This window comes from Streptomyces adustus (genome assembly GCF_009377175.1).
GTDB classification, from domain to species: domain Bacteria; phylum Actinomycetota; class Actinomycetes; order Streptomycetales; family Streptomycetaceae; genus Streptomyces; species Streptomyces adustus.
Genome location: NZ_VJZD01000201.1, coordinates 1 through 18,121 on the forward strand (window position 1 = coordinate 1; position 18,121 = coordinate 18,121).

The 18,121-nt window shown below is 73.8% G+C and carries 15 protein-coding genes; 10 read left to right on the forward strand and 5 right to left on the reverse strand.

Translation table 11 applies throughout. From position 1 onward, the window contains the following. Positions 1-254: LAETG motif-containing sortase-dependent surface protein (locus FNH09_RS34460; protein WP_152893822.1), on the forward strand; the 254-nt coding region annotated here is incomplete at its 5' end. A 218-nt stretch (positions 255-472) separates the two neighbouring features. Continuing rightward, complete coding sequence (locus FNH09_RS34465) at positions 473-1,261, forward strand: hypothetical protein (protein ID WP_152893823.1); 789 nt, start codon at positions 473-475, stop codon at positions 1,259-1,261. Positions 1,262-1,309: 48 nt separating this feature from the next. Here the strand turns inward: FNH09_RS34465 and FNH09_RS34470 are convergent, their stop codons facing one another. Next, complete coding sequence (locus FNH09_RS34470; protein WP_152893824.1) at positions 1,310-2,653, reverse strand: helix-turn-helix domain-containing protein; 1,344 nt, start codon at positions 2,651-2,653, stop codon at positions 1,310-1,312. 114 nt (positions 2,654-2,767) lie between these two features. Here FNH09_RS34470 and FNH09_RS34475 point away from each other — a divergent pair, with 114 nt between their 5' ends. Together FNH09_RS34475 and FNH09_RS49090 are read left to right on the forward strand one after the other, a co-directional pair. Beyond that, positions 2,768-2,956: a hypothetical protein gene (locus FNH09_RS34475; RefSeq protein WP_152893825.1), complete on the forward strand. Its 189-nt coding sequence runs from the start codon at positions 2,768-2,770 to the stop codon at positions 2,954-2,956. 145 nt (positions 2,957-3,101) lie between these two features. Then, positions 3,102-5,405: a YncE family protein gene (locus tag FNH09_RS49090; protein WP_338017778.1), complete on the forward strand. Its 2,304-nt coding sequence runs from the start codon at positions 3,102-3,104 to the stop codon at positions 5,403-5,405. On the opposite strand, the gene FNH09_RS34485 is transcribed toward FNH09_RS49090, so the two are convergent. Together FNH09_RS34485 and FNH09_RS34490 are read right to left on the reverse strand one after the other, a co-directional pair. Beyond that, positions 5,393-6,499, reverse strand: a complete 1,107-nt coding sequence (locus FNH09_RS34485; RefSeq protein WP_152893826.1) for a hypothetical protein — start codon at positions 6,497-6,499, stop codon at positions 5,393-5,395. The genes FNH09_RS49090 and FNH09_RS34485 overlap by 13 nt on opposite strands. A gap of 63 nt (positions 6,500-6,562) precedes the next feature. Further along, positions 6,563-7,780: a PP2C family protein-serine/threonine phosphatase gene (locus FNH09_RS34490; RefSeq protein WP_420802807.1), complete on the reverse strand. Its 1,218-nt coding sequence runs from the start codon at positions 7,778-7,780 to the stop codon at positions 6,563-6,565. 108 nt (positions 7,781-7,888) lie between these two features. Between FNH09_RS34490 and FNH09_RS34495 the strand changes: the two genes are divergently transcribed. After that, complete coding sequence (locus tag FNH09_RS34495; RefSeq protein WP_152893828.1) at positions 7,889-8,326, forward strand: hypothetical protein; 438 nt, start codon at positions 7,889-7,891, stop codon at positions 8,324-8,326. Between the two features lie 170 nt (positions 8,327-8,496). On the opposite strand, the gene FNH09_RS34500 is transcribed toward FNH09_RS34495, so the two are convergent. Then, a complete protein-coding gene (locus FNH09_RS34500; RefSeq protein ID WP_152893829.1) occupies positions 8,497-8,877 on the reverse strand; it encodes an SH3 domain-containing protein in 381 nt (126 codons plus the stop codon). Positions 8,878-9,043: 166 nt separating this feature from the next. Here FNH09_RS34500 and FNH09_RS34505 point away from each other — a divergent pair, with 166 nt between their 5' ends. Further along, complete coding sequence (locus tag FNH09_RS34505) at positions 9,044-9,958, forward strand: hypothetical protein (RefSeq protein ID WP_162469539.1); 915 nt, start codon at positions 9,044-9,046, stop codon at positions 9,956-9,958. A gap of 47 nt (positions 9,959-10,005) precedes the next feature. Here the strand turns inward: FNH09_RS34505 and FNH09_RS34510 are convergent, their stop codons facing one another. Next, positions 10,006-11,376, reverse strand: coding sequence for an aminotransferase-like domain-containing protein (locus tag FNH09_RS34510; RefSeq protein ID WP_152893830.1), 1,371 nt, complete (start codon positions 11,374-11,376; stop codon positions 10,006-10,008). 76 nt (positions 11,377-11,452) lie between these two features. Between FNH09_RS34510 and FNH09_RS34515 the strand changes: the two genes are divergently transcribed. The 4 genes from FNH09_RS34515 to metG all read left to right on the forward strand — a co-directional run bounded on the left by FNH09_RS34515 (position 11,453) and on the right by metG (position 18,069). Next, a complete protein-coding gene (locus FNH09_RS34515; protein ID WP_152893831.1) occupies positions 11,453-12,316 on the forward strand; it encodes an alpha/beta fold hydrolase in 864 nt (287 codons plus the stop codon). A 31-nt stretch (positions 12,317-12,347) separates the two neighbouring features. Beyond that, positions 12,348-14,333, forward strand: a complete 1,986-nt coding sequence (locus FNH09_RS34520; RefSeq protein ID WP_152893832.1) for an FUSC family protein — start codon at positions 12,348-12,350, stop codon at positions 14,331-14,333. A 237-nt stretch (positions 14,334-14,570) separates the two neighbouring features. Then, positions 14,571-16,184, forward strand: a complete 1,614-nt coding sequence (locus FNH09_RS34525) for a VWA domain-containing protein (protein WP_152893833.1) — start codon at positions 14,571-14,573, stop codon at positions 16,182-16,184. 169 nt (positions 16,185-16,353) lie between these two features. Further along, positions 16,354-18,069 (forward strand): methionine--tRNA ligase, encoded by a 1,716-nt coding sequence (gene metG / locus FNH09_RS34530; RefSeq protein ID WP_152893834.1) that lies wholly within the window; start codon positions 16,354-16,356, stop codon positions 18,067-18,069. Positions 18,070-18,121: the final 52 nt, after the last annotated feature.

Here is an 18,121-nt window from a genome sequence, read left to right on the forward strand (position 1 = left end):
CGTCCACGGAGACGACCCCGGCCGCGGACGAGTCCACCCCCGCCGCGGGCGAGTCCACCCCGGCCGCGGAGGCCTCCGCGTCGGCCACGGACACCGCCGCGGCCGCCGCCACCCCGGCCGGCGGCAGCGGGGACCTCGCCGAGACCGGCGGCGGCAGCAACACCGGCGTCATCGCCGGCGGTGCCGCGGCCCTGCTGGTCGGCGGCGCGGCCATCGTCCTGGCGACGAAGCGCCGCCGCACGGCCCGCTCCTGAACCACCCGGGGCCGGGACACACCGGCCCCGGTCCCGGACGCCGTTCCGGCCCTGACGCCCCGGCCCCCTCACCCCGAGGGGACCGGGGCGTCGTGCTGCAAGCGCGCTCCTCGCCGCTGCGGGCACGCTCACCCGTACGGCCCACCGCGCTGGCCGGCTCGTACCCCCGGTGATCCGGTGGAGGGACGGAGTCCCGAACCATCCGCCGGAGGCACCCGATGACCCGCGCCCGCACCCTCCTCGCCTCCGGCCTGTCCGCCACCACCCTTCTGATCGCGTCCGGGTGTCTCAGCGCGGACGAGGGGGCCCCGCACGCCCCGATCGTCCCCGCCTCGTCCGCGGCGGCCACCGCCCCGTCCGCCCACGCCCCCTCGACCACCACCGCGCTCACCGACGACCAGGCCCGTGCCGCCCTCATCACGGACACCGACCTGGGCGGCCCCTGGGTCCCGACCCAGGGCGCCGCGACGTGGCGGGACGGGCTGCTGAAGGCGAAGACCCCGGCGGGCCAGTGCCAGCGGCTGCTGGACGCCCTCTACGCCGACGAACTCCTCGGCGCCCCCGCCCGCGCGGTCACCGGCCTCGACGACTCCGACACCGGCGCGCAGCTGCGCTACCAGGTCTCCGGCCAGCCGGCGAAGGCCGTGGACGGCGTGCTGGCCTGGCTGAAGACCCTGCCGCAAGTGTGCGCGCGGTTCACGGCCACCACCACGACGGGCGCCGTCCAGGACGTCTACGTCACCGACGCGCCGCTGCCCGAGGCCGGTGACGCCCGGCAGGGACTGCATGTGACGCTGACCGCGGTGACCGGGCCGAAGGGCCAGCCGCTCGACGGCGATCCCGCCACCCTCTCCCTGGACGTGGCCGGGGTGCGGGTCGGCGGGGACGCGTTCGCCTTCACCAACGGCGGCATGGGCGACGTGCCGAACGACGCCACCCAGGCGGCCGTGCAGCTCGGCGTGCGGCGCCTGGCGGACGTCCGCAGACAGGGCCGCGCCCAGGTCTGACGGCCGCGCACCCACCGGGCCGCGGGCGCGCCGTCGTTCGGAGCGGCGTCAGAGCGGCGGCTGTGCGGGCGCCGGTCCCAGGGTCGTCGTACCGGGCGCCGTGCGGTGCCCGAGACCGGTCCGGTAGGCGTCCAGCGCCGCCTCCACCCGCCCGGTGCGGCGCAGCAGGTCGCCGAGCATCCGGCACAGGTCGGCGAGGTCGCCCGCGGCTCCCGCCCGCTCCAGCAGGCTCAGCGCGCGCACATAGTGCTCCTCGGCGGCCTCGGTGTCGCGGGCGTCCTCGGCGATGATGCCGAGCAGCCGGTGGGCGCCGGCCGCGTGCACGGCGCCGCGCTCGGGCGAGAGGTCGCCGAGGACACCGTTCAGCAGGTCGGCCGCTTCCCCGGACCTGCCCCGCCGGTGCAGCACGTCGGCGAGCTCGACGGCGACCTGGCTGCTGTAGAGGGCGGCGCGCTTGGCGGAGAGCATGGCCAGGGCCTCGCGCAGTTCGTCCTCCGCCCGCTCCAGGTCGCCGTTCTGCGCGCAGACGTAGCCGCGCATCCAGTGGCAGTTGGCGAGCTCGGTGCGGATCTGGAGCTGCCGGTAGAGCTCGGCGGCCTTCACCAGCGAGGCGTCGGCCTCGGCGACCCGGCCCTCGGCGAGCAGGGTGCGCGCGACCGACCGGTGCATCCGGGCGAGCAGCGCCGGATCCGCGACCTGGGGCGCGAGGGCGAGGGCGAACTCGGCGGCCTGGGCGGCGCGGGCGTGGGCGCCCATGTCCATGTAGGGGCCGATGGCGGAGGCGTACAGCAGGAGCAGCGCGTCGGGGTCGTGCAGTCCGCCGCGGTTGAGCTCGTCGAGGGTGGACTCCAGCAGGTAGACGGCGTAGCGGAGTTCACCGGCGAGGTAGTGGGAGACGGCCCGTCCGCGCAGCGCCGGTACCCGGGCGGGCAGCGGATGCCCGGCCAGACACGCCTCGGCCCGCTCGAAGTGCTCCCGGGCCGACACCAGGTCGCCGGTCTCGATCCCGCACTCGCCGAGCCCGAGCAGCGCGGTGGCCCGCACCTCGGTCAGCCCCTGCGGCTCGGCCTCCGCGAGCAGGGCGGAGTACCGCCGCGCCGCCTCCTCCGCCTCGCCGGTGGCCAGCGTGCGCTGGGCCTCGGTCAGTCGCAGCCGCAGATCGGTGACGAGCCGGGCGGAGCGCCCGGTGGCCAGCTCCGAGAAGTCGACGCCGAGCCGGTCGGCGAGGTGCCTGAGCGCCTCGTCGGAGGGCCGCACCCGTCCGGCCTCCAGGGTGGAGATGTAGGCGGGGGTGTACGTCGGCTCCGCCAACTGCCTCTGTGTCAACCCGCGTTCGCTGCGCAGCCGCTGCACCCTGCGTCCGATGACCTCGGGTTCGTCTCGCTCCCCCATGCCTGGACTCCCCCAACTACCCCTGTGCCTCTTGCCGTTAGGCCATGACACGCCCTAGGTTAAACCGCGAATTAAGCATGCTTAACACTTCACTGTCGTCGTTGCGAGGTCACCGTGCAGGGACGCACTTCCACGCGTTACGCCAGAGGCCTGGCCGCGGCCGTGCTCGCCGCGGCGACCCTCATCATCGCGGCGAACGCGGGACCGGCCCGGGCCGAGGACCCCGGGACCGGCGTCACCCGGCCCGTGGACGACCCGCAGGTCTCCGTCCACAAGATCGGCGCCCCCGCCGAGGACGGCTGAGGCTCCCGTCACTCACGCCTCACACGCCTCTCGCTCAACTCGCCCCTCTCACTACCCTCTTACCCCCCGGTTTACTTGAATGTCAGAACCATGACCTAACCTGCGCAGTCTGATTCCACTTTCGTTCCGGGGGGTTCGAAACATCGTGCGCAGACGCACTCTTCCGGTAGCAACGGCACTCGCCGTCGTCTTCAGCTCCGTCGCGCTCGTCGCGACCGGCGCGGGGTCGGCAGCGGCCGACTCCAGCACCTCCCTGTCCCTTCGGTCGACCGGCGACATGGTCGTCGACGGGGTGCACCACCGGGTCTTCATCAGCGACCCGAAGAGCGGTCAGATCGTGGTGACCGACTACGCGGGCCAGGTCGTCAGGACGATCGGCTCGCTGCCCGGAGTCCTCGGTCTGGAACTGTCCGCCGACTCCGCCACCCTCTACGCGGCCGTGGGCGACGCCGACGCGATCGCCGCCGTCGACACGGCGACCGCGACCGAGGCCCACCGCTACTCCACCGGCACCGCCGACCCTCAGTACCTCGCCCAGGCGGGCGGCAAGCTGTGGTTCGGCTACGGCGGCGCCGGCCAGGGCAACATCGGCTCGCTGGACCTCTCCGGCGCCGAGCCGGTCGTCACGCTCGCCCTGAACACCGGCCGTTCCTGGTACCAGGCCCCGATCCTGGACGCCTCCCCCGGCGCCCCGGACACGCTCGTCGCGGGCGCCGTCAGCCAGAGTCCGGTCGAGCTCGCGGTGTACGACGTCTCCTCGGGCACCCCGACGCAGACCGCGTACGCCTTCGACCCGGGCAGCACCGGCGGCGGCAACCTCGCCGACCTGGCGGTCACCCCGGACGGCAAGGACGTCGTCACGGCCAGCGGCGCCCCGTACTACCAGGCGGTCTACAAGCTCACGGACCTGTCCAAGGACGGCCGGTACGAGACGAACACGTACCCGAACGCGGTGGACATCGCCCCGAACGGCGATGTCGCGGCGGGCACCTTCTCCTGGTACGACCCGGACGTCCACGTCTTCAAGCAGGGCACCACGCTGCCGCTGCGGCAGTACGAGTTCGGCAGCAGCAGCGGCAACTCGGCGTCCGACACCCTCGCCGCGCGCGGCCTGGCCTGGGCACCGGACGGCAGCAGGCTGTTCGCGGTGTCCGTCGGCTCCGCGAACGGCGCGGACACCTACGCGCTGCACGTGTACGACGACCCGACCAAGACGCCCACCACGCTGACCGCCACCGCGCCGGCCACCGCCATCCGCGGCAAGGCGCTCACCGTCAAGGGCACGCTGACCTCCGACGTCGCGTTCCCCGCGGGCACCACGGTCACCCTCACCCGCACCGACACCGCGTCCCCGGACGGCCAGGTGCTCGGCACGGCCCCGGTCGCCGACGACGGCACCTACACCTTCACCGACACCCCGTCGGCCGAGGGCACGGCGACGTACTCCGTCACGTACTCGGGCGACGAGGGCCACGCCGGTGCCACCGCCTCGGCCGCCGTGGACGTCACCAAGAACGCCGTCACGCTGACGGCCACCGCGCCGGCCACCGCCACCCGCGGCAAGGCGCTCACCGTCAAGGGCACCCTGGCCTCCGCGGCCGCGTTCCCCGTGGGCACCAAGGTCACCGTGACCCGCACCGACGAGGAGTCCCCCACCGGCAAGGCGCTCGGCACGGCCACGGTCACCAACGGGGCCTACTCCTTCACCGACACCCCGCCGTCCGGCGGCAAGGTCACGTACTCCGTCGGCTACGCGGGAGACGCCGACCACGCCGGCGCCAACGCCTCGGCCGCGGTGACCGTCTCCAAGAACGCCACCACGCTGACGGTGAACAACACCGGCAAGGTGTACGCCTACGGCGCCGACGTGACGTTCACCGCGCACCTCGGCAGCACCTACAAGAACCGCACGGTGGAGATCTGGGCCGACCCGTACGGCTCCGACAAGCCCAACGCCCTGGTCAAGAAGGGCACGGTCAACTCCAGCGGCAACCTCACGGCCACGCTCCACCTCGGCCGCGACACCAAGGTCACCGCGAAGTTCACCGGCGACTCCCGGACCGCGGCCCTGTCGGCGTCCTCCACGGTCTACACCCAGGTGAAGGTCTCGACGGCGCTCAGCGGCGCCTACAAGACCGCTCGGGCGTGGAACGAGACGTACGCCTACTTCCACAAGACCAAGGACCCGGTCGCCACCACGACCATGACCACGTACCCGGGCCGCAAGTACCAGATGCAGATCCAGCAGTACTACGGCGGCGCCTGGCACACCACGTACTCCGGGTACTGGGCGCTCGGCTCCACCGGCAAGGACGCGCTCACCCTGGACGGCGCCCCGGCCGTCAACGACCGCTTCCGGGTCCGCTCCAGCTACGTCGACACCAAGTCCGGCGACAACGTCAACGCGACGACGTACGGCGCCTGGAAGTACTTCGTCTACACCAAGTGATCCCGTGGGCGCGGGGGTTGCGGCCCAGGCCGCAACCCCTGCGCCTGCAACTCGTCCAGCCGCCGCTGGACATGCCCGAGCGCGCCCTCGCGCCTGCCGGGCACCCGGCCGCGCAACTGCGCCAGCGCGGAACCGAGTTCACGGGAGCGGATCGGGTCACGGAGTTGCCCCCACTGATGGTGGGCCCGGTCCACGGCGGCCTCCACCGCCGGCGCGTCCGGGGCCTGTCCGGCCGCCAGCCGCGCCCCGGCCACCGCGAGCCAGGTACGGCAGCTGCGCTCCGCGTCCCCCGCGAACATCGCCAGATCGGCCCGGACCTCCGCCCAGTGCAGGGCGTCGTCCGAGGCCGGCCCGTGGGCCAGTACGGCGGCCCGCTCCCAGCGCGCGGCGAGCGCGTCGGCCTCGGCGTGCCGGCCGGACTGCACGGCGGCGGTCAGGGACGCGTGCGGATCGCCGGCCACCGGCGCGTGCACGGCCAGCGCGACGCCCGCGGCCGCGCCCTCGCCGGCCAGCCTGCCCCAGGCCTGCTGGTGCAGTTGCTCCAGCGCCGGCCGGTGGCCGCTGCGCAGAATCGTCGCGACCGCCTTCATGTACGCGGGCACGGCCACCGCCCGGCGGGCCGGCGGCGGCGCGATCCGCCCGTAGACGGCGGTGGTGCGCCCGCAGTCCAGCGGCACGGTCCGCAACTGCTCCCAGGCCTCGGCGTCCGCGTGCAGGTCGAGCACGAGCGTCGTGGTGCCGGGCGCCCGCAGCCGCAGCTCCTCCCGGAACCAGTGCCAGGGGAACGCCGTGTAGCGCACGCTCGCCGGGGTGGTGCGGGCGAGCGCCAGATGGGGCAGGTGCTGACGGCGGTCGAGCTGGAGCTGGCCGGTCACGAACACGGTCAGCGGGCCGGAGGCCGACGCGGCCGCGCGCAGCCGGGTGAGCACCGCCTGCGGCTCCAGCGGGTCGGCCAGCTCGACGACGTTCGCGGTGTCCGCGCCCGCCAGTACCGCGGGCGGCACCGCCGCGAGCACGGGGAGCACGGACGCCGCGTCCACCAGACACCCCTTGCCCACGGGTGAGGCCGCGAGCAGCAGCACGGTTCCGGGCATGGTCCCTCCCCCTGTCGATCACCTACGGCAGCACCGTAACGGCTGCGGCTGCAAAGGGTCGGGTCAGGACGGCGAATGTCCGTCCCAGGGGGTCTCGCCGTCCGTGACCCGTGGCCGTACGGCGAAGATCGTCGTGTCGTCCTCCAGGCGCCCCACGCTGTGCCGCAGGGTCCCGTCCCGGACGAAGCCGACCAGGCGGGCGGGTTCGATGACCCGCGGGTCGAGGGCGAGCGCGCGGGACACCTCGTCGGCGAGCGGGTAGAACCGCCCGGCCCGGTCCCGGGCCTCGGTCACCCCGTCGGTGACCAGCAGCAGGGTCTCGCCGGGCGCCAGCGTCACCCGGCGCACGGTGGGCGGTCCCGCGGCGCCCATCAGGTCGCACAGGCCCAGCGGCAGTCCGTCCCCCTCCGGCAGGGCCCGTACCCCCTCGGGCCCGACGGCCAGCGGCGGTTCGTGGCCGAAGACGGCCAGCTCCACCGTCGGGGGGCCGGACAGCGGGAAGCCGAGGAGCACGGCGGTGGCGAAGCGGTCGCCGTCGTCGCGGCCGAGCGACCGGGTGTGTTCGCGGTGGCGCAGCATCCGCGTCTCCAGGCGCGCGGCCACCGTCGCCAGTTCCGCCTCGTGGTATCCCGCCTCGCGGAACGTGCCCAGCAGCGCGGCCGCCGCCTCCACCGCGTACAGCCCCTTGCCCTGGACGTCGCCGAGCAGGACCCGGGTGCCGTGCGGTCCGGGCTGGATGTCGTAGAAGTCGCCGCCGACCCTGGCCTCGCTGTCGGCCGCGAGGTAGACGGCCGCATGGTCCAGGCCGCCCCAGACCGGCGGCAGCGGGCGCAGCACGGTACGGCGGGTGGTCTCGGCGATGTCCATCATGTGCAGCATCCGCCCCTCGCCGCGCACCCGGACCGCGCAGGCCAGGACGGCGAGTATGCCGCCGAAGGCGATGAGGATGAAGTCGGGCAGGCCGGTCTGGAAATGGTGCGGCCAGGATCTGTCCACGACGAGGTAGGCGACGAGCCCGAGTGCCACGAACACGGCCGTGCCCCAGACTCCGCAGAGGGCGGCGGCGAGGGCGGGCACGAGCACGAGCCAGGAGGCGGTCCGGAACTCGCCGCCGGTGCCGAAGTCGGTCAGCCCGATGCCGACGAGCAGCAGCAGCGGCGCCAGCCAGCCGACGCTGACCCCGCCCACCCGCAGCAGGTCGAACCGGAACGGGGCGTCGAAGCGCCCGGCCCGGGCATACCCGACGAGCCTGCTCAGCGTCCTCCGGGCACCGTCACTCACGGTGCCCAGCGAAACATGAGGGTGGCGGTGTTGCATCTCCGCCGACTTGCCAGCACCCCTGCCCAGGTGTGCGCTGGTAGCGGGGGGTCGAGGGAGAGGAGTGCTCTCATGGCTCATGCGGCACCCGCGCGCAGAACACGCGGATCCAGCGGATCCATGGACGTCTTCGGTGAACGGACCCACAGGACGGCGGAGTGGGCGGTGCCCGTCGTGCTCGGGCTCGTCTACGGCTACTGGGCCGCGGCCAACCGCCGCGCCGGCGGACCCATCACGGGTTGGAACCTGCTGTTCGGGTTCGTGACGACGATCGCGTTCATCGCGCTGTGGATGGCGATACGCAGGCTCACCCCGTTCATGCGGCGTGAGATGCACGCCCTGGTGTGGGCCGCGTTCGCGGGCAGCGCGTTCGGCTTCCTGTACAGCCAGACGGGGGCGAGCATCATGCGGTCCCTGGGCTGGTCGCTGCTGATCGGAGCGGTCTGCTTCGTGGTGATGTTCTACCGCTACTACACGCACGAGGACGCGGCAGGCCATCGGATCTCCTGACCTTCGGCGGCGAAGGCCTTCGGGCGAAGGTCTCGGGCGAAGGTCTTCGGCGGCGAGCGGAACGGCGAATGGGCCCCGGCTGTGGCCGGGGCCCATTCTTTCCCTCATCCCTCCACTCACCGGGCGACGGGAGTTGCCGTCCGCGCCGCCCGACGAGGCTTCGGACGTGTTCAGCAGTACGGCACGCGCGCGCCGTACGTGAACACGTAGCCGGCCGGGGCCCAGGCCCGGACACCGGACAGCCAGAACCAGTAGGGGTTGCCGTTGAAGCTCGGTCCCAGCACCACGCACTGCACGCGGTCCTGGAAACCGGGCAGCAGACGGTTCACCACGGGCGAGAAGGGCGTGGGCAACTGGCGCACGTCCAGGAATCCGGGGGCCACGACGACGCCCAGGGTCCGGAAGCCGCCGAAAGCTCCACCGCCGCCACCATGTCCTCGGGCGAGGGTCGGCGGGGCTGCCGTCGCGGTGGTGCCCGTCGCCGACACGGCGAGGACGCCACTGGTGAGCAGGGCCGCGGCCAGGGTCCGCAGGGCCGTAGTGGTGCGCATGATCGACCTCCTTCTCCCCTGAACCAGGAAACACCCGTCCGAGTGAACCCTCCACCGGAGCGCGGGCCGCCCGGCTGCGCCAAGGGACCCCCGTTCGGCGGAACCCGTGCACCCGTCCGCAGTCGTCCCGCTCGCGCTCCGCGGGCGCGGGCCCTTCCCTGGAAGCGTGTCCCGCCCCCTGCGTAACGCCCTGTCGGCCGTGCTGATCGCGCTGGCGTGCCTGCTGGCGCCGCTCGGCGCGCTGTCGGCGTGGGCCGCGTACGGGCTGACGGACACCGACCGGTACGTCACCACGATGGCGCCGCTGGCCGACGACCCGGACGTCCGCGAGGCCGTCGCGGACACCGTCGGCGACGGCATCATGCGCGAGGTGGACCGGCGCAGGACGGTGGTGCGCCCGCTGCGCGGCACGGTGGCCCCGTTCGTGCACGACGCGGTGCGCTCGCTCACCCGTACGGAGGCCTTCCGCACCGCCTGGAACGAGGGCAACCGGGCCACCCACGACGCCGTCCTGCGCGCCCTGCGGGGCGAGCGCGACCGTGCGGTCACCGTCGATCTGGCGCCGGTCACCGTCGCGGTCAAACGTCACCTCGTCCACGCCCATGTGGCGTTGGCCGACCACATCCCGGTCCGGCACGCGCGGGTCCCCGTGCTCGCGGCCGAGGACCTGGGCCGCCTCCGGAAGGGGTACGGCGTGCTCGAAGTCGCCGGCTTCTGGCTCCCCGTCGCCGCGTGCGTCTTCGCCGTCGCCGGCATCGGCCTCGCCGTCCGCCGCCGCCGCGCGATCACCGCGACCGGCCTGGGCACGGCGGCGGGCGGCGCCCTGCTGGCCCTCGCGGTCGCCCTCGGCCGCCGGCTGACCCTGGACGACCTGCCCGCGGAGGTCTCGCACCGGGCCGCGGGCGCGGTCTACGACGCCCTCACGTCCACCCTGCGCACGGCGGCGTGGCTGCTGCTGGCCCTGGGGCTGACGGTGGCGATCGGCGCCCGGCTCGCCCGCCGCCACCTCGCCCGCCGCCGCGCCTCGGCGGCGGCGGCCGTCGCGGCCCAGCCGCAGGAACCGCCCCGCGCCCGCATCTGACCCACCGAAGCCAACCGACCGCGACGGCCCTGGCGCGGCCCGGGCCCTCACGCCCCGTCCTCGCCCCCGCCCGTGCGACCTCCGCCCGTGCGTCCTCCGCCCGTGCGTGCCGTCCCGGCCAGGGTCCGCAGCGCTCGTGTCAGCTCGGTCTCGGAGACCGAGGCGAGACCGAGCCGCACCGCGTCCGGGGTCCGGCCCGGGTCCACGGCGAAGGCGGGTCCCGGGGTGACGGCGATCCCGTGCGCGGCCGCGGCCGCCGTGAAGGTGTCGGCGCGCCAGGGCGCGGGCAGGTCCCACCAGACGAAACAGGAGTGCGGGTCGGTCCGCACGGCGAAGCCGGCCAGCTCCCGCGCGACGACGTCCTGCCGCCGCGCCGCGTCCGCGCGCTTGGCCGCCACCAGCCGCCGCACCGTGCCGTCCCCGGCCCACCGCACGGCCGCCTCCAGCGCGAACCGCCCGGCGCTCCAGCCCCCGGAGCGGACCGCCGCGGCCACGCTCTCCACCCGCGCGGGCGGTACGACGAGGAATCCGGCGGTGAGTCCGGGCGCGACCCGCTTGGACAGGCCGTCGACGACGTGGGTCAGCCCGGGGGCACCGGCGGCGAACGGGGTGTCCCCGGGGCACAGGAAGGACCAGACGCGGTCCTCCACGACGGGCAGCCCGAGGTCGGTGACGGCCCGCGCGATCCGCCGCCGCCGTTCGGGCGGGGTGGTGACCGACGTCGGGTTGTGCAGCACGGGCTGGAGGTACAGCGCGGACAGGGGAGCGGAGCGGTGGGCGGCGGCGAGGGACTCCGGGCGCAGCCCGTCCGCGTCGGTGGCCAACGGGACCAGGACGATGCCCAGCCGGGCCGCGATCTCCTTGACCAGCGGATACGTCAGCTCCTCGACCCCGACCCGGCCCCCCGGGCGGACCAGGGAGGCGAGGGCGGCGGCGACGGCCTGGCGCGCGTTGCCGGTGAAGAGCAGCTGCGCGGGGTCCGGGCGCCAGCCCGGGGCGGCCAGCAGGGCGGCCGCGGCGGCGCGGGCCTCGGCGGTGCCCGTCGCGGCCGCCGGACGCAGCGACTCGGCCAGCACGTCGGGCCGCAGCAGCGGCGCGAGAGCGGGCGCGAGAAGCTCGGACTGGCCCGGCGCGGAGGGGTAGTTGAGTTCCAGATTGACCGGCGCGCGGGTCGCCTCCTCGGTCAGCGCGCGCCCGGCGGGTCCCGCCGCCGCGGCCCGTACGAAGGTGCCGCGGCCGACCTCGCCCACCACCAGTCCGCGGCGCACGAGTTCGCCGTACACCCGGCCCGCCGTCGACCCGGCGATCCCGTGCCGGCGCGCGAACAGCCGCTGCGGAGCCAGCCGTTGGCCGGGGCCGAGCCGCCCGGCGGCGATGTCGTCGGCTATGCGGTCGGCTATGCGCCGGTAGTCGTCCATCCGAGCCCCCACTGGATTGCACCGAGGGCAAAGATCTTATTGCACCGAGTAGTTGAGGCGCTCTAAGGTCGAACACATGCCGCCCTTCCTCGCGTACGAGGACAAAGGACCGGATATCCACCCGGCTCCCGAAGTCCCCGGCGCCCCTCGCAGCGCCTCCCGCACTCCCGGCGTCCCCCTCGTGCTCGTGCACGGTCATCCCTTCGACCGCTCGATGTGGGCCCCGCAGATCGAGGCGTTCTCGTCCGGGCGCCGGGTCGTCGCCCCCGACCTGCGCGGCTACGGCGCCTCGCCGGTGGTCCCCGGCCGCACCCCGCTGTCCGTCTTCGCCCAGGACATCGAGGCGCTCCTGGACGACCTGGGGGTGGACGCCTTCGTCCTGGCCGGTCTGTCGATGGGCGGCCAGATCGCGATGGAGTGCCAGGACCGCTTCGGCGACCGCGTCCGGGGCCTGGTCCTCGCGGACACGTTCCCGGAGGCGGAGACCCCCGAGGGCAGGGCCGCCCGCAACGCCATGGCGGACCGGCTGCTGCGCGAGGGCATGCGCGGCTATGCCGACGAGGTCCTGGAGAAGATGGTCGACCCCGGCGCGGCCCCGGCCGTCAAGTCCCACGTCCACCGCATGATGACGGCCACCCGCCCCGAGGGCGCCGCCGCCGCGCTGCGCGGCCGCGCCGACCGCCCCGACTACCGCGACCTGCTGACCCGCGTGCCGGTGCCCGCCCTGGTCGTCGTCGGCGCGGACGACACGTACACCCCGGTCGCGGACGCCGAGTCGATGCACGCGCTGCTGCCCGACTCCACGCTCCGGGTGATCGAGGGCGCGGCCCATCTGCCGAACCTGGAACGGCCGGCCGAGTTCAACGCGGCGCTCGAGGCGTTCCTGACCCGGGTGGACACCCGTCCGCAGGGCACGGCCGCGGCCCGTCCACCGGCATGAACGGGCTGAGCAAAACACCCATAATGGGCGCATGTCGCGAGAGTTCCCCACCGGCCTGACCCCTCCCGACTGGCTGGTCCGGAACCTCCAACCCCAGCAGGCCCCGGTCAACCGCGCCGCCGCCGTCCGCGCCTCGATCGCCATGGCGCTCCCGCTGGCCGTCGGACTCGCCGCAGGCCGGCCCGCCTACGGCGCCCTCGCGTCCATGGGCGCCATGTCCGGCGTCATCAGCGACACCGCCGACGCCTACCGGCTGCGGATCCTGCACATCGCGATCCCCCAGCTGTTCGGCGCCGTCGGCGTCGCCCTCGGCGCCCTCGTCTTCGGCCACGGCTGGGTCGCCGTCGCCACCCTCACCGGCATCGCGCTCGTCTCCGGGATGATCTCGTCGATCGGTGCCGTGGCCTCCGCGTCGGGCCTGGTCCTGCTGCTGAACTCGGTGATCGGCGCGGGCCTGCCGCTGCCCGGCGCCTGGTGGCTGGCGCCGGTCCTGATGTCCGGCGGCGGCCTGCTGGTGCTGCTCCTCGCCCTGCTCTTCTGGCCGCTGCGCTCCGGGGTGCCGGAACGGGCCGCGGTCGCCGACAGCTACCGCGCCGTCGCCGACCTGCTCGCCGCCTGCGGCAGCGAGGTGCCCGGCGAGTACGACGAGGCCCGGCGCGCCGTCACCCGGTCGCTGAACGAGTCGTACGACGTCATCCTCGCCCGCCGCACCCACCAGCACGGCCGCAGCCCCGACCTCACCCGGCTGCTCGCGCAGCTGAACGCCGTCACCCCGGTGGTCGAGGCCGCCCCGGCCGCCCACCAGAGCGGCCACCGCCTCCCGCCCCCGATCGCGCGGAAGGTACGGCGGCTCGCCGTCGCCGTGGAGAGCGGCCGCACCGACCCGACGCCGATCGACCTGCCCACCCCCATCGACGAGGCCGGCCGGGCCGTCGAGCACGCCCTGCGTCACGCCGCCGAGGTCGTGGCCACCCCCGACGTGGACCTGCTCGGCCCCGCCCCGGCGCCGCCCGGGCTCGGCCCCTCCGCCGTCCCGGTCACCGTCGCCGCCGTTCCCACCACCGCGCTGCACGTCCGCGCCGCCCGGGCCGCCCGCGGCGCCGCCCTCTCCGCCGCCGCCTGGCGCTACGGCCTGCGGCTGGCCCTGTGCATCGGACTCGCCCAGGTCCTGGTCTCGACCATCCCGGTCCCCCGCTCCTACTGGGTCGCCCTCACCATCACCTTCGTCCTCAAGCCCGACTTCGGCTCCGTCTTCTCCCGGGCGCTGCTGCGCGCGCTGGGCACGCTGGCCGGGCTGGTCCTCGCGGCGGCGGTGCTGACCCAGGTGCCGCGCGGCTGGTGGGACGTACCGACGATGATGCTGCTGGCCCCGCTGATCCCGGTCCTGACGCCGCGCGGCTACGGCTACCAGACGGCGGCCATCACCCCGGTGATGCTGCTGCTCTCCGACATCCTCAACCACCTGGGCACGGCCCTGCTCCTGCCGCGTCTGGTGGACTCCCTGGCGGGCTGCGCGATCGCACTGGTGGCGGGCTATCTGCTGTGGCCCGAGAGCTGGCACACCCGGGTCGGCGACCGCCTGGCGGACGCGGTCGCGGACACCGCCCGCTACGTCGAGTCCGCGTTCGGCGCAAACACGGCCCCGGCGGTCCGCGCCCGGATGCGCCGCCGCCTCTACCGCGACCTGTCCGACATCCGTACGGAGTTCCAGCGCGCGCTGACCGAACCACCGCCCGTCGGCCGGCATGCCACCGCCTGGTGGCCGCTCGTCGTCGCCGTGGAACGCATCGTGGACGCCACGACCGCGGCCCGGGTCCGCGTGAAGCACGGGGCAGCGCCGCCGTCCCCGACCGAGGTGTCCCAGGTGGCACGCCAGCTGGGCGAGCTGTCCGCGGGCCTGCGGGAGGCCAAGACCCTGGTCGCCGTCCGCAGCGACCTCACGGGACCGGCGGACAGCGTCCTGGAACCGGTACGCCAGGAGGTCGCGGCGGCCCGGGCGATCGCGTCCCCGCACTGAGCGGCGGCCGCCGAGGGTACGCGTGTACGGGCCCGCCGAGGAGGGGTGAACGAGAGTGAACCCATGGGCGCGGCAAGGGTGTTAACCATGGGGACGGCATGGCCGGGGACACGGTGTTGACACAGGCGGCCCGACGTCACTCACCCCACCCCAAGATCACCACCTGGGGCCGCTAACCTTACGTGTCCGTCCTGGCCAGGGATTAACGGGCATCAACTCACGCGAAGGGTTGCGCACATGGGCATTCTGACTCTCCTGCGGAACGCATTCGGCCGCTCACGCAAGGATCACGCCGCCGGAACACAGGGTGCGGAACAGATTCCCTCGCAGGAGACGGTCCCCACTCAGGAACCGACGGCCCCCTCCGAGGAGCCGGCATCGGAACCCACGGCAAGCGCCCAGGTCCCCGAGCCGCGCAGCACGTCCGAGCAGGACGAACACGAACTGGTGGCGGCGGCCTTCGACAACGTGACGGTCCCGAAGCCGACGGAGTCGCCGGAGACCGAGCCGACAACCGAGACAGAGCCTGCGGCCGAGCCCGAGACCGAGGCAGAGCCTGCGGCCGAGCCCGAGGCTGAGCCGGTCGCCGAAGCAGAGGCCGAGCCGGTCGCCGAGCCCGAGACCGAGGCCGTCGCCGAGACCGAGGCAGAGCCGGAAGCGGAGGCCGAGCCGGTCGCCGAAGCAGAGGCCGAGCCCGTCGCCGAAGCCGAGCCCGTCGCCGAAGCAGAGGCCGAGCCCGAGGCTGAGCCGGTCGCCGAGACCGAACCGGAGGCCGAAGCGGAGGCCGCGCCGGTCGCCGAGACCGAGCCCGAGGCAGAGCCTGCGGCCGAGGCCGAGGCAGAGCCGGAGGCCGAAGCGGAGGCCGCGCCGGTCGCCGAGACCGAGCCTGCGGCCGAGGCCAAGGCAGAGCCCGAGGCCGCGGCCGAACCCGCCGCCGAGGTCACGCCCGTGGCGGACCCCAAGCCCGCGGCCGAAGCGGAGCCCGAGGCGGAAGCGGAACCCGTCGCCGAGCCCGAGCCGGTCGAGGCCACCACCGACCCCGAGCCGGAGGCCGAGCCGGTCGCCGAGACCGAGGCTGAGCCCGTCGCCGAGACCGAGGTCGAGGCCGAGGTCGAGGCCGAAGCCGAGGTCGAAGCCGAGGTCGAGGTCGAGGCCGAAGCCGAAGCCGAGGTCGAGGTCGAGGCCGAAGCCGAAGCCGAGCCCCTCGCCCCGCTCGCCGCGACCGCCCCCGGTCTCGCCACCGCCCACAGCGCCGCCACCGCCGCCCTGGCGAAGAGTGGTCTCACCGGCACCCGGGCGAAGCTCTACCTCGTACTCGACCGCTCCGCGTCGATGCGCCCCTACTACAAGGACGGCTCCGCCCAGGCCCTCGCCGACCAGGCCCTCGCCCTCGCGGCGACCCTGGACGCCGACGCCACGGTCCACGTCGTCTTCTTCTCCACGGAGGTGGACGGCACCGCCGACCTCACCCTCGCCGACCACGAGAACCGGATCGACGAGCTGCACGGCTCCCTCGGCCGCATGGGCCGTACGAGCTACCACGCGGCCGTGGAGGCGATCGTCGCCCACTACGAGAAGTCCGGCACGACGGACCCCGCCCTGGTCGTCTTCCAGACCGACGGCGCCCCGGACGCCAAAACCCCGGCGACCCAGTCCCTCGCGGACGCCGCGAAGAACAACCCGTCCCTCTTCTTCTCCTTCGTCGCCTTCGGTGACCTGGAGAACAAGGCCTTCGACTACCTCCGCAAGCTGAACACCGGCAACGCGGCCTTCTTCCACGCGGGCCCGACCCCGCGCGAGCTCACGGACACCGAGCTGTACGAGGGCGTACTGGCCGCCTGGCGTCCGTAACCCACCGCCCGCCCGGCCGCACCGCCGGGCACCTACCCGCGCCGTCCGCTTCCCACCCCTTAAAACGGGAGGCGGGCGGCGTACCCATGTCGGCTACGATTTCAAGGTTCAGAGACGACCAGAGAACCGACGATCGTCACCCCGCGTAGCGACTTGGGAGCAGCCCGCGATGGCTCGACACCTCATCACCAGCGCCCTTCCGTACATCAACGGGATCAAGCACCTGGGCAACATGGTGGGGTCCATGCTCCCGGCGGACGTGTACTCCCGGTACCTCCGCCAGCGCGGCCACGACGTCCTCTACATCTGCGCGACGGACGAGCACGGCACCCCCGCCGAGCTCGCGGCCAAGGAGCAGGGCCTGCCGGTGGCCGAGTTCTGCGCCCAGGCGCACGACGCGCAGAAGGCGGTCTACGACGGCTTCGCGCTCGCGTTCGACTACTTCGGCCGCAGCTCGTCCCCGGAGAACCGGGACATCACCCAGCACTTCGCCCGCAGGCTGAACGAGAACGGCTTCATCGAGGAGCGGGCGATCCGCCAGGTGTACTCCCCGGCCGACGGCCGCTTCCTCCCGGACCGCTACGTCGAGGGCACCTGCCCGCACTGCGGCTACGACAAGGCCCGCGGCGACCAGTGCGAGAACTGCACCCGCGTGCTCGACCCGACCGACCTGATCGACCCGCGCTCCGCGATCTCCGGCTCCACCGACCTGGAGGTCCGCGAGACCAAGCACCTCTTCCTCCTCCAGTCCAAGCTCCAGCACGAGGTCGAGGCCTGGGTCGCCCGCCACGAGGCGGACTGGCCGCAGCTGGCCTCCTCCATCGCCCGCAAGTGGCTGACCGAGGGTCTGCACGACCGGGCGATCACGCGTGACCTGGACTGGGGCGTCCCGGTCCCGGCGGACACCTGGCCGGAGCTGGCGGCGGAGGGCAAGGTCTTCTACGTCTGGTTCGACGCCCCGATCGAGTACATCGGCGCGACCAAGGAGTGGGCGGACCAGGACCCGGAGAACCGGGACTGGAAGTCCTGGTGGTACGAGGCCGACGACACCGTCCGCTACACGGAGTTCATGGCCAAGGACAACGTCCCGTTCCACACGGTGATGTTCCCCGCCACCGAGCTCGGCGTGCGCGAGCCGTGGAAGAAGGTCGACTACGTCAAGGCCTTCAACTGGCTGACGTACTACGGCGGCAAGTTCTCCACGTCCCAGAAGCGCGGTGTCTTCACCGACCAGGCCCTCGACATCCTCCCGGCCGACTACTGGCGCTACTTCCTGATCGCCAACGCCCCGGAGTCGGACGACTCGTCCTTCACCTGGGAGCACTTCACGGCGACGGTGAACAAGGACCTGGCCGACACCCTGGGCAACTTCGTCAACCGGGTGCTGTCCTTCTCCCGCAAGCGCTTCGGCGACGACGTCCCGGCGGGCGGCGAGCCGGGCGAGGCGGAGGCGCGCCTGGGCGAGGAGATCGCCCGGCTGCTCGCCGAGTACGAGTCCCAGATGGAGGCCCTCCAGTTCCGCAAGGCGGCCGCCGCCCTGCGCGCCCTGTGGTCGGCGGGCAACTCCTACCTGGAGGAGAAGGCCCCCTGGCTGGAGATCAAGACCGACAAGGACGGCGCGGCCCTCACCCTGCGCACCGCGATGAACCTGATCCACCTCTACTCGGTGGTCTCGGAGCCGTTCATCCCGGCGACGGCGGCGACGATGCGCGCGGCCTTCACCCTGTCCGACGACACGGCGGCCTGGGTCACCGAGGCCGAGGCGAAGTCCCTCACCGCGGTCCCCGCCGGCACCCCGTTCACGGTTCCGCCGGTCCTGTTCGCCAAGCTCACGGACGAGGACCTGGAGACGTACAAGGAGCGCTTCGGCGGTTCGCCGGAGTAACCACGGCTCTTCCGACAGCGGGCCCGGTGACGCCGTACGGCGTCACCGGGCC